Here is a 12024-nt window from a genome sequence, read left to right on the forward strand (position 1 = left end):
GGCCGCCGCGCAAGTCGACGCCACGCAGGTGGCTGCGCCGGATCCCGGCGCCGTGGTGGCAACGCCCGCGCCTGTCGTGCCGGTCGATCCGAATGCGGCAGCAAACCAGGCCGCCGATGCCGCCACCTCGCCGCTGACGATCGCCGCCGCCGGCATTGCCGCCAGCGCCTCCACCGCGGCGCAGATCGCGGGCACCAAGACCGATACCGCGACGCCCGGCGACAAGAGCGCCAAGACCGCCGGCGCAAAGGTCGATGCCGACACCTCGGCGACGCTGGCCGATGCCGTGACAGCCCCCACCGACGGCACGGCGACCGCGACCGATGCCAAGACCAATGGCGGACTGATCGCCGTCGTGGACCAGGGCACGCCAAAAACCTTGTTCAAGGCCGCCGCCACCGCGCAAGCGCAGACCGACATCTCCAATATCGGCCAGGACGCGGGCAAGACCAGCGCGGCCACACCGCAGGCAGCGGTGACCGCGACCAACGCAACCGCGCATCCGCAAGCCGCCAAGCCGCAGGCCGATGGCAGCGGGGCCGACGCAAAGCCAGGTGCCGCGGACCGCACCGCCGATGCGATCCCGGCGGAACCAGCCGCCCACGCCCATGCCAATGCGCAAGCAGCTTTCAACGCGACTGACAGCAGCGCGCAGGCCGCCGCTGCCGTGCAGGCGCCGCTGACCGCGACGACCTCGGCTGCGACCGCCTCGACCGCAACGCTGACCGCGACCGCGGCGACTTCAGCGCCGGTGCCGATCAACGCCGTACCGATCGAGATCGCGGCCGCCGCACGCGCCGGCAAGACGCGCTTCGACATCAGCCTCGATCCGGTCGATCTCGGCCGCATCGACGTCCGCATCAATGTCGACCGCAACGGCCAGGTCAGCTCGCATCTCACGGTCGAGAAGCCGGAGACGCTGCAGATGCTGCGGCAGGACGCGCCGCAATTGCAGCGCGCGCTCGATGATGCCGGCTTCAAGACCGGCAGCAACGGGCTCTCCTTCAGCCTGCGCGACCAGAATTCGTCGGGCCAGCAGTCCGGCCAGAACAACGACAATGGCGGCAATGCCCGCCGGCTGATCATCAGCGAGGACGACAACGTTCCCGTAGCGCCCGTGGGGCGCGGCTACGGCCGCATGCTCGGATCGAGCAGCGGCGTCGACATCAGAGTGTGAGGAGTATTCGCCAATGACCACCACGAATGCCGCCACCGCGCCCGCCGTCGTCTCCGGCACGACCGACATCCCGAAATCCTCATCGAACTCGAGCATGAGTTCGAGCACGGGCTCGACGCTCGCCGGCAACTTCCAGACCTTCCTGACGCTGCTGACGACGCAGCTGCAGAACCAGAACCCGCTCGATCCGCTCGACACCAACCAGTTCACCCAGCAGCTGGTGCAGTTCGCCGGCGTCGAGCAGCAGCTCAAGACCAACGACTCGCTGGCCCAGCTCGTCACCCTGCAGCAGACCACGCAGGCGACCCAGGCGCTGGGCTTCGTCGGCAAGACCGCTCTCGTCGACGGCTCGACCGCGACCATGAAGAACTCGTCGGCGACCTGGCATCTCAACGTGCCCTCGGACTCCACCGTCGATATCACCGTTGCCAATTCCAGCGGCCAGACCGTGTTCACCGGCAAATACACCGCCTCCGCCGGCACCGACATTCCCTTCACCTGGAACGGCCAGGGCAATGACGGCACGCAATGGCCGGACGGCAAGTACACGATCTCGGCCACGGGCAAGGACGTCGCGAACAACAATGTCGGCATCGCCGCGCAGGTGCAGGGCACTGTGTCGTCGGTCGACCTGACCCAGTCGCCGCCGCTGCTGACCATCGACGGCGCCAGCTACACGCTGAGCCAGGTGAAGAGCATTATCGCGACGAGCAATTGAGGGTACGGGCCGAGCCATACATGCGGTGTCATCCCGGCGAAGGCCGGGATCCATAACCACAGGGAAAAGTTTGGCGAAGACCAGTGGTCAGGAAGTCATTCTTGGTACTGCTACCTGCGTCTGATTGTTAGATCACGCGGTAGGGGTGGTCCCGGCCTTTGCCAGGACGACGGTTGGGGGCCTTGCGACACCACCGCAGCCCCGTTTGTTAGTAAAGTATTTACCTTCTGCCCGCCCGGCCGGCCCGAACCATGCTGTTTCGCCCGCCAGGCCGGCCGCGTTCCCGCAAGTTTCAACGAGAATTGTATTGAAGCCTTAGGCTTAGCGGATTTTTAAGCCGCCGGGGTTACGGTTACGGCGTGAGTTCAGTGGTTGAGAGTTTGTGAGTACGCCATGACAGAACCCCATCGCCCGAGGGTAAAATACGTCATCGGGCCGGACGGCAGTCCGCTGACGATCGCAGATCTGCCCGCGCCCGGCACCAAACGCTGGGTCATCCGCCGCAAGGCCGAGGTCGTCGCCGCTGTGCGTGGCGGACTTCTCTCCCTCGAGGAGGCCTGCAGCCGTTATACCCTGACGGTCGACGAATTCCTCTCCTGGCAGTTTTCCATCGACCAGCACGGTCTGGCGGGTCTTCGCACCACCCGCATCCAGCAATATCGCCAGTAAGCGATCCGGAAATCTGCGGCTTTTGACGAAAATCGGCCTCGCCCCGCGAGGCCGTTTTTTTCATGACGCGACTTTTGTCCGACCTCTTAACCTTCGTTAACCATATCGAAACCATCACCTAGGCAATAATTGCCCACTCGACCGCTCTTGGAATGCGGGTCGAATCTGTCGGGGCGGTTGCTTGCAAGGTCTTGCGGACTTCTTAAAAAGTATCGGCGCCGCCCGGTTCGGGGCGATGATCGCGGTCACCGCCGCGCTCATCGGCTTTTTCGCGTTCGTCATCATGCGGGTCACCACGCCGCAGATGACGACGCTGTTCACGGACCTCAGCGTCGAAGATTCCTCCAGCATTATCAAGGACCTGGAACGCCAAGGCATCCAGTTCGAGATCCGCAATGAGGGCTCCATCATCATGGTGCCCAAGGACAAGGTCACGCGCCTGCGGATGAAGCTCGCCGAGGGCGGCCTGCCCAAGGGCGGCGGCGTCGGCTACGAGGTGTTCGACAAATCGGATGCGCTTGGCACCACCTCGTTCGTCCAGAACATCAATCATCTCCGTGCGCTGGAAGGCGAGCTCGCCCGCACCATCCGCGCCATCGACCGCATCCAGGCCGCCCGCGTCCACCTGGTCCTGCCCGAGCGCCCCCTGTTCGCGCGCGAGGCGCCAGAGCCGTCGGCCTCGATCGTGGTGCGCGTCCGTGGTTCACTCGAAGCCCAGCAGATCCGCGCCATCCGCCATCTCGTCGCCTCCGCCGTCAACGGGCTGAAGCCACAGCGGGTCTCGATCGTGGACGAGGCCGGCCAGCTGCTCGCCGACGGCGCCCAGACCGATCCGGAGCAGGCCCTCGGCGACGAACGCCGCACCGCCTTCGAGAAGCGGATGCGCAAGCAGGTCGAGGACATCGTCTCCTCGGTGGTCGGCTCGGGCCGGGCCCGCGTCCAGCTCTCCGCCGATTTCGATTTCAACAAGATCACCCAGACCTCGGACAAGTTCGACCCCGAGGGCCGCGTGCTGCGCTCGAGCCAGACCCGCGAAGAAAGCAGCATGACCGCCGACACCAACGGCCAGGTCACCGTCAACAACGAGCTGCCCGGCAACCAGCAGAACAACGGCGTCGCGGCCAAGGACCAGAGCAAGAAGACCGAGGAGACCAACAATTACGAGATCTCCCGCACCACCAAGACCGAGGTGACCGAGGCCGGCCGGGTCAACCGCATCTCGGTCGCGGTGCTGGTCGACGGCATCTACACCAAGAACGACAAGGGCGAGCTCGCCTACACGGACCGCACCAAGGAGCAGCTCGATCGCATCGCCACGCTGGTGCGCTCGGCGATCGGCTTCGACCAGAAGCGCGGCGACCAGGTCGAGGTTGTGAACCTGCGCTTCGCCGACGCCCCCTCCACCGCCCCAATTGGTGAGCCCAGCGGCTTCCTCGGCATGCTGCAGTTCACCAAGGACGACCTCATGTACTTCGTCGAGCTCGGCGTGATGATGCTGCTCGGCCTCGTCGTGCTGTTCATGGTGATCCGCCCGCTGGTCAAGCGCATCCTCGCCTCGGACGAAGTCGCCGCCGCCATCTCCGGCGTCCTCTCCGGCCCGTCCACCTCGGAAGAGACTGCGCCCGCCGCCGGCGGACAGGCGCTGCTGCCCGGCGGCGCCGCCTCCGCGATCGACGTCGCCACCATCCAGGGCCAGGTCCACGCCCAATCCGTTCACCGCGTCGGCGAGCTCGCCGAGCGCAACCCCAACGAAACCGTCGCCATCATCCGCCAGTGGCTGGCGGAACCCACGAAGTGATCGAGAAGTGAACTGACATGGCCGCTTCCCTGCAGAATGCAAACTCCAACGACATCACCAGCGTGATCTCCACGCTGGGCCAGCGTGCCGGCACCCGCGCCAAGGACGGCAAGGGTCCCGAGCAATTGGCCGGGCCGCGGCGCGCCGCGATCCTGATGCTGGCGCTGGGCGAGCAGTATGGCGGCAAGATCTGGTCGCTGCTCGACGACGACGAGGTCCGTCAGCTCTCGCTGGAAATGTCGACGCTCGGCACCGTCGAGGTCGACACGGTCGAGGACATGCTGCTCGAATTCGTCTCGCGCATGTCGGCCTCCGGCGCGCTGATGGGCAATTTCGACGCCACCGAGCGCCTGCTGCAGCAATACCTGCCGCCGGAGCGCGTCAACGGCATCATGGACGAGATCCGCGGCCCCGCGGGGCGCAACATGTGGGAGAAGCTCTCCAACGTGCAGGAAGAGGTCCTCGCCAACTACCTCAAGAACGAATACCCGCAGACCATCGCGGTGGTGCTGTCGAAGCTGAAACCGGAGCATGCCGCGCGCGTGCTCGGCATCTTCCCCGAGGATCTCGCGCTCGACGTCGTCAACCGCATGCTGAAGATGGAGGCGGTGCAGAAGGAGGTGATCGAAAGCGTGGAGAAGACGCTGCGCACCGAATTCATGTCGAACCTGTCGCAGACCCGCCGCCGCGACGCCCACGAGGTGATGGCGGAAATCTTCAACAATTTCGACCGCCAGACCGAAACCCGCTTCATCACCTCGCTGGAAGAGGAGAACCGGGAATCGGCCGAGCGCATCAAGGCGCTGATGTTCACCTTCGACGATCTCGTGAAGCTGGATTCCGGCTCGGCCCAGACATTGATGCGCAACGTCGACAAGGACAAGCTCGGCGTCGCGCTGAAGAGCGCCAACGAGGACGTCCGCAACTTCTTCTTCGGCAACATGTCCTCGCGCGCGGCCAAAATGCTCCAGGACGACATGGCGGCGATGGGCCCCGTGCGTCTGCGCGACGTCGACGAGGCCCAGGCGCTGCTGGTCAACCTCGCCAAGGACCTCGCCGCCAAGGGCGAGATCATGCTGACCAAGAACCGCGCCGACGACGAACTGGTGTATTGATGGCCGCTCCGGCAAAATTCCTGTTCGATACCGACTTCGCGGCGCCCGAGCGGTCGCCGCGTGAGAAGGCCGCCACCGCCGCCGAGATCGCGCAGAAGATCGCGGAAGCGGAGGCGCGCGCCTATCAGGACGGTTTTGCCGCCGGCCAGCGCGAGGCCAAGGCCGAGAGCGACCGCCGCGTCGCGCTCGCCATGGAGGAGATCAACATCGCGATCCGGGGCATCGCCTCCGGCATCGGCAACATCGAAACCAGGATGGAGACCGAGGCGGTCGACGTCGCGGTCGCGGTGGCGCGCAAGCTGTGCGCCGACCTCGTCGCGGCCGAGCCGCTCGGCGAGATCGTCGCGCTGGTCAAGGACTGCTTCTCGCATCTGGTCGCCACGCCGCATCTCGTCGTCCGTATCAACGATGCACTCTACGACAGCGCGCGCGAGAAGATCGAACGGCTCGCCAAGCAGAGCGGCTTCGAAGGCCGGCTGGTGATTCTTGCCGAGCCGGAAATTGCCACCGGCGACTGCCGGATCGAATGGGCCGATGGCGGCGTCGTGCTGGAGCGCGGCGCCATCGCGGCCAAGATCGACGAAATGGTCGGACGCTATATCGCGTCCCGCAGGGGGAGCTAAACCATGAGCGACACCGACGGACAGGTCCCGCTGCCCGATCTCAACGGCCCGATGCCGCCGACCGCGGACGTCGGCTACAACGAGGACGAATATGCGGCGCGCGCCGCCGCCGACCTGGAGGCCGTGTTCGACGTGCCGGTGCAGGTCTCGGCCGTGCTCGGCCGCTCCAAGATGGACGTCGGCGAGCTCTTGAAGCTCGGGCCCGGTACCGTGCTCGAGCTCGACCGGCGCGTCGGCGAAGCCATCGACATCTACGTCAACAACAAGCTGGTCGCCCGCGGCGAGGTCGTCCTGGTCGAGGACAAGCTCGGCGTGACCATGACCGAAATCATCAAGACCGAACGCACGTGATAACGCGCGGCAGCGCGACCAGACGGACAGGAGACTGACATGCGGCTTCTTATCGTTGGCACCTTGAAGGGCCAGCTCACCACCGCCACCAAGATCGCGATGGAGAACGGCGCCACAGTGACCCACGCAGAGGATCACGAGCAGGCGATGCGCGTCCTGCGCGGCGGCAAGGGCGCCGACCTCCTGCTGGTCGACGTCGCCCTCGATATCCGCGATCTCGTGATGCGGCTGGAGGCCGAGCACATCCACGCTCCGATCGTCGCCTGCGGCATCACCAACGACGCCCGCGCCGCGGTCGCCGCGATCCACGCCGGCGCCAAGGAATACATCCCGCTGCCGCCGGAACCGGAGCTGATCGCCGCGGTGCTCGCCGCGGTCGCCAACGATTCCCGCGAGCTCGTCTATCGCGACGACGCCATGGCGAAGGTGATCAAGCTCGCCCAGCAGATCGCGGGTTCCGACGCCTCGGTGATGATCACCGGCGAGTCCGGCACCGGCAAGGAAGTGCTGGCCCGCTACGTCCACACCCGCTCGGCCCGCGCCAAGCGGCCGTTCATCTCGATCAACTGTGCCGCGATCCCCGAGCACCTGCTGGAGTCCGAGCTGTTCGGCCACGAGAAGGGGGCCTTCACCGGTGCCGTCGCCCGCCGCATCGGCAAGTTCGAGGAGGCGACCGGCGGCACGCTGCTGCTCGACGAAATCTCCGAGATGGACGTCCGCCTGCAATCCAAGCTCCTGCGCGCCATCCAGGAGCGCGTGATCGACCGCGTCGGCGGCACCAAGCCGGTCCCCGTCGACATCCGCATCATCGCGACCTCGAACCGCAACCTCGCCGAAGCCGTGCGTGAGGGCACGTTCCGCGAGGACCTGCTGTTCCGCCTCAACGTCGTCAACCTGAAGATCCCGCCGCTGCGCGAGCGCCCGGCCGACATCCTCGAGCTCGCCCAGCATTTCGTGAAGAAATATGCCGAGGCCAACGGCGTGCCGATGCGCCCGATCTCGGCGGAGGCGCGCCGCGTTCTCTCGACGAACCGCTGGCAGGGCAACGTCCGTGAGCTCGAGAACACCATGCACCGCGCGGTGCTGATGGCGCAGGGCGACGAGATCGGCCCCGACGCGATCATCACCCCGGACGGCGACCGCCTCGACCTCGCCAAGACGGCTCCCGCCGTGGCGCATGCCACCATGGCCGCCGAGCAGGTGACGCGCGCACTCGTCGGGCGCACCGTCGCTGACGTCGAGCGCGACCTGATCCTGGAAACGCTGAAGCACTGCCTCGGCAACCGCACCCACGCCGCTAATATTCTCGGCATCTCGATCCGCACCCTGCGCAACAAGCTCAACGAATATGCCGACGGCGGCATCCCGATCCCNCCCGCCGGCGGGCACGCCGGGTGAGTATCCGCGCATGCCGGCCATGGGGTGAGCGCTGATCTTCCAGCTCGACGTCTGCAAAAAGGCCCGGAGCGCCGCAGGCGTTCCGGGCCCGATCATGTCGCGATCCGCCCGAACTATTTGCCCGGCGGGACATAGGAGCTCGCGAGCTTCGCGGCCTTTTCCGCGATGCTCTTGAATTCGCCCATCTTCCAGGCGCGCACGGTTTCGACCTTGGAAACGGCGCCACTGGCGGCGGCAGCCATCCCAATCGCAATCGCATCAGAGCCGTCGGGAAACTCCGTGACGAGCACTGCGTCGTGCTGACCAGTCGTCATGAAAGCTCCCTGGAGCTTTCCGCCGGCTTTCTCGACCAGCGCACCGATGACCGAGGTACGATCGATCGGCTTGTCGACCATTCCCTTGATGCCCGCGTTTGAGTATGAGACGTACGAGATGAACAGCGGCATGTTTTCTCTCCGTCTATGTTAGAGCGATCAGACTTGGAAAGAGCTCTCCGAACGAGAGCAAGGCACGGCCTGCCGACGGCATGCGAGCTGCCTTGAAAATAGAGCTGCGGACCTCGGCACGTCCAACTGGCAGCTTGTGTGGACTATAGCCAACTCCGCAACGCGGCGCGAACGGTAAGCCAAGCCTACCCATTTGGGGCGCGATTATCGTGCCGCCGCGAGTGAAGCAGTTCACTATCGTTACGTATCGGGATCGATAGAATTTCGGAGGTGATGTCCGCCGCGGACCGCGTCCGCCTTCTCAAACGTCCTTCAACTCGAAAGGGCAAGCCATGGAATCCTCTTCGTGGACGATCTCCCGCCTATCGATGATCCCAATGTTGCTCGCCGCCTCGGTGACGCTTGCACGCGCCGATGTGATCATGGACTGGAATGCCAAAGCCGACTCGATCGCTGCCGAGAAGCAAATTCCTCCGGCACCGCACAGCCGCGCGCTGTCCATGATGCATGTTGCGATGTTCGAGGCCGTCAATGCGATCGAGCACCGCTACGCGTCATACAAGCTCTCGCTGTCCGCGGACCGTTCGACCTCGCGGGAAGCCGCAGCGTCGGTTGCGGCTCACGATGTGCTGCTGTCGATCTATCCGGATCTCAAGCCTGACCTGGACGCGACGCTGACGAACGCGCTGACGCCGATTGCCGACGGAGAGTCCAAGACTGCCGGCATCGCACTTGGGAAAGAAGCTGCCACGCAGATCATCCAGCTTCGTGCGAAGGATGGCAGCAGCACCGTGGAAACGTACCGGCCCCTGACCACGCCGGGCGCCTATGTTCCAACCGTCGTCCCGCTCTTCTCGACCACGGGTGCGACAACGCCGTGGGTCATGGCGTCCGGCTCGCAGTTCCGCCCAGGACCGCCGCCCGCGCTCGATTCAGAGGTTTGGACCAGGGACGTCAACGAGATCCGCGAGGTCGGCAGCCGGGGCAGCCCGACCCGGACGCCCGAGCAAACGACGATCGGCCGCTTCTGGTTCTTTGTCGGCGCCCGCACCTACAATCCCATCGTGAGGCAGGCGGCTTTGGCCAAGGGAATGGATCTCGTCGACTGCGCCCGCCTGTTCGCGTTGACGTCGATCACCGGCAACGATGCCATCGTTGCCGTGTTTGACGCCAAGTACCACTACAATTTCTGGCGCCCGATCACGGCCATCCGCAATGCGGATCTGACATCGAATGCCGCGACGCCTCGCGATGCCTCCTGGCTGCCGCTCGGGGACACGCCGATGCATCCGGAATATCCCTGCGCACACTGCATCGTCTCGGCCGCGATTTCGACCGTTCTCCAAACCGTCGTCGGAGATTTCGGCGAATTCTCCCTGACCAGCCCCACGGCACCGGGGGTCACACGGAAATGGTCGCGGCTACAGGACTATAGCGACGAAATCTCCAATGCGCGCATCTGGGCCGGCTTTCACTACCGGTTCTCGACCGACGTCGGCAAGGACATGGGCCGGAAGATCGGTGCGCTGGTCGTCGCGACGCAGCTTCGCGGCGTCGAGGCAATGGCGCAGCCAAGCCGGTAATCCGGCTGCCTTTTTGTAGCGCCGTAGCCCGCATGAGCGAAGCGACATGCGGGACGGTGCCGGCACGGCGGCTTCCCCGGATATCGCTTCGTTCATCCGGGCTACGGGACCGAACACATGGCCGCACCGCATCCGGGGACTAGGTCCCGCGCGCGCAAGGCCCTATAACCCCGCGTGAGAACCACGAGGGTCAATATGTCTGAAGCTCAAATCACGGACTGGCTGGCGTCGCAGAAGCAGGCGATGATCGATCTCTTGCGCGATGTGGTGAACATCGATTCCGGCTCCTATGACAAGGAAGGCGTCGATGCCGTCGGTGCGCGGTTCGAGCGGCACTTCGCCGAGCACGGCATTCCGTTCCGGCGCGAGAGCCACGGCACCTTCGGCGATGCAATCCATGCCGAGGTGGCAAAGCCAGGCAGCAACGAAAAGCCGGTGCTGTTGATGGGGCATCGCGACACCGTGTTCGGCAAGGGCGAGGCCGGACGGCGTCCGTTCACGATCCGGGACGGCCGCGCCTACGGTCCTGGCGTTGCCGACATGAAGTCCGGCCTCGTCATGAACGTGTTTGTGGCGACCGCCTTCCACAAATTCGGCGGCTCGCCGCATCCGATCAAGCTGCTGATCACCTCCGACGAGGAGATCGGCTCGCCTTCGTCGCGGCCCGTGATCGAGCGCGAGGGCCGAGCCGCGCGCGTGGTGTTCAACTCCGAACCGGGCCGGCCCACGGGCAACGTCGTGACGGGGCGCAAGGGCGGCATCTTCATGCACATGGGCATCACCGGCAAGGCGGCACATTCCGGCGCCAATTTCGCCGCGGGCGTCAGCGCCATCGGCGAGCTCGCACACAAGATCGTTCAGATCCACGCGCTGACCGATCTCGACAAGGGCATCACGCTCAATGTCGGCCTGGTCTCGGGCGGCCAGTCCGTCAACACCACGGCGCCCTACGCCGAAGGGCAGATCGACCTGCGTTATGTCGATCCGGCCGACCGCGCGCGGATCATGGGCGCGATCGAAAAGATCGTCGCGACCTCTTACGTGCCGGGCACCAGCGCGACGCTGACGATCAAGGGCGAGTTCGTGCCGGTGGTGCAGAGCGCGCAGTCGAAGACACTGTTCGAAGGCTATCAGGCTGCCGCACGAGAGGTCGGCCTCACCACGCTGCAGGGCGAGTTCTCCGGCGGCTGCGCCGATTCCGGCTTCACCGCCGCCGTGGGCACGCCGACCATCTGCGGCCTCGGCCCGGTCGGCGGGCTTGCGCACACGCCGGAGGAATATCTCGAGATCGAGAGCATCGTGCCGCGCGCGCAGGCGCTGGCGCTGGCGATCTTAAGGGGGTGATTGCCCGTCATTCCGGGTTCGCGCCTGCGCGCGCCCCGGAATGACGGTTGTCAGACTCAGGAATAGCTCGGCGCGTCGGGCTTGCGGAAAATGTGGATGGGATCGCCCGGCACGATCGGCTGTCCCGAGAACATCGCATAGGCGTAGAGCGCGAGATAGGCGATCGCGAGCGCGCCGATCGCGTAGAAGGCCAGGGTCGCGACGCGCTTCATCGATCCGCTCCATTGCCGTCCCGGCGGGACGGCTCTGGGCGCTTCTAGAGCGATGAGGCGGAAAAGGCCAGCCTGCGCGGCACCAGCCGGCGGCGATCAAATGCCGCGCCGGGTGCGCGCGGGAAGGCTGACGTCGGCGAGCCTTGCGGCGTCTTCGTCCTGGTCCACCGCCACATACTGGCCGTGCCAATAGGCCAGCGCCGCGTTGCGCGTCGAGTTCCTGACGTCCCTGACGCGGCCGATGACGATGCCGTGCGAATGCCGCTCGACGATCTCCTCGACCTCGCAGTCGAAAACCGAGAGCGCGCCGACCAGCAGCGGGACGCCCGAGACTGCCGTCACCCACTGGGCGCCGGCAAAACGATCGGCGCCCTTCAGCCCGCCCTTGCCGGCAAAGCGTTCGGCGATGTCGAGCTGGTCCGCATTGAGGATGTTCACGCCGAAGGCGCCGTGGCGCTTGATCAGCGGAAAGGACGAGGCATCACGGTTGATGCTGACCAGCAGAGTCGGCGGCTCGACCGACAGCGAGGTTACGGATGTCACCGTCATGCCGGTGATGTCCTTGCCCCGCCCGGCGGTGATGACGCTGA

General features: G+C 65.5%; 12 protein-coding genes and 1 pseudogene. 10 read left to right on the plus strand and 3 right to left on the minus strand.

Annotated elements, in window-relative coordinates; translation table 11 throughout:
* The 8 genes and pseudogenes from A5906_RS32405 to flbD all read left to right on the plus strand — a co-directional run.
* Nucleotides 1-1177, plus strand: a pseudogene (locus A5906_RS32405) (flagellar hook-length control protein FliK); the annotation flags it as partial.
* A gap of 13 nt (nucleotides 1178-1190) precedes the next feature.
* A complete protein-coding gene (locus tag A5906_RS32410) occupies nucleotides 1191-1895 on the plus strand; it encodes a flagellar hook assembly protein FlgD (RefSeq protein ID WP_080139208.1) in 705 nt (234 codons plus the stop codon).
* Nucleotides 1896-2288: 393 nt separating this feature from the next.
* Nucleotides 2289-2564: a CtrA inhibitor SciP gene (sciP, locus tag A5906_RS32415; protein WP_002714638.1), complete on the plus strand. Its 276-nt coding sequence runs from the start codon at nucleotides 2289-2291 to the stop codon at nucleotides 2562-2564.
* A 181-nt stretch (nucleotides 2565-2745) separates the two neighbouring features.
* Nucleotides 2746-4362: a flagellar basal-body MS-ring/collar protein FliF gene (fliF, locus tag A5906_RS32420; protein WP_080139209.1), complete on the plus strand. Its 1617-nt coding sequence runs from the start codon at nucleotides 2746-2748 to the stop codon at nucleotides 4360-4362.
* Between the two features lie 17 nt (nucleotides 4363-4379).
* A complete protein-coding gene (fliG, locus tag A5906_RS32425) occupies nucleotides 4380-5477 on the plus strand; it encodes a flagellar motor switch protein FliG (RefSeq protein WP_080139210.1) in 1098 nt (365 codons plus the stop codon).
* On the plus strand, nucleotides 5477-6100 hold the full coding sequence (locus A5906_RS32430; RefSeq protein WP_080139211.1) for a FliH/SctL family protein: 624 nt from the start codon (nucleotides 5477-5479) through the stop codon (nucleotides 6098-6100). The genes fliG and A5906_RS32430 overlap by 1 nt, the downstream gene beginning before the upstream one ends.
* 3 nt (nucleotides 6101-6103) lie before the next feature.
* Nucleotides 6104-6451, plus strand: coding sequence for a flagellar motor switch protein FliN (gene fliN / locus A5906_RS32435; protein WP_080139212.1), 348 nt, complete (start codon nucleotides 6104-6106; stop codon nucleotides 6449-6451).
* Nucleotides 6452-6490: 39 nt separating this feature from the next.
* A partial coding sequence (flbD, locus tag A5906_RS32440; RefSeq protein WP_245327032.1) for a sigma-54-dependent transcriptional regulator FlbD occupies nucleotides 6491-7824 on the plus strand: 1334 nt, incomplete at its 3' end.
* A 138-nt stretch (nucleotides 7825-7962) separates the two neighbouring features.
* Here flbD and A5906_RS32445 read toward each other — a convergent pair.
* Entirely contained in the window at nucleotides 7963-8295 is a 333-nt protein-coding gene (locus tag A5906_RS32445) for a GYD domain-containing protein (RefSeq protein WP_080139214.1), read from the minus strand.
* Between the two features lie 377 nt (nucleotides 8296-8672).
* Here A5906_RS32445 and A5906_RS32450 point away from each other — a divergent pair, with 377 nt between their 5' ends.
* Complete coding sequence (locus A5906_RS32450) at nucleotides 8673-9878, plus strand: vanadium-dependent haloperoxidase (RefSeq protein ID WP_245327033.1); 1206 nt, start codon at nucleotides 8673-8675, stop codon at nucleotides 9876-9878.
* A 195-nt stretch (nucleotides 9879-10073) separates the two neighbouring features.
* Nucleotides 10074-11222, plus strand: coding sequence for a M20 family metallopeptidase (locus A5906_RS32455; protein WP_080139216.1), 1149 nt, complete (start codon nucleotides 10074-10076; stop codon nucleotides 11220-11222).
* Nucleotides 11223-11278: 56 nt separating this feature from the next.
* Here A5906_RS32455 and A5906_RS43345 read toward each other — a convergent pair whose 3' ends face one another.
* Both A5906_RS43345 and A5906_RS32460 read right to left on the minus strand, forming a co-directional pair.
* Nucleotides 11279-11434: a hypothetical protein gene (locus A5906_RS43345; protein WP_167523728.1), complete on the minus strand. Its 156-nt coding sequence runs from the start codon at nucleotides 11432-11434 to the stop codon at nucleotides 11279-11281.
* 96 nt (nucleotides 11435-11530) lie between these two features.
* On the minus strand, nucleotides 11531-12024 hold a 494-nt coding region (locus A5906_RS32460), incomplete at its 5' end, for a flavin reductase family protein (RefSeq protein ID WP_245327034.1).

Source organism: Bradyrhizobium sacchari (genome assembly GCF_002068095.1).
GTDB lineage: Bacteria > Pseudomonadota > Alphaproteobacteria > Rhizobiales > Xanthobacteraceae > Bradyrhizobium > Bradyrhizobium sacchari.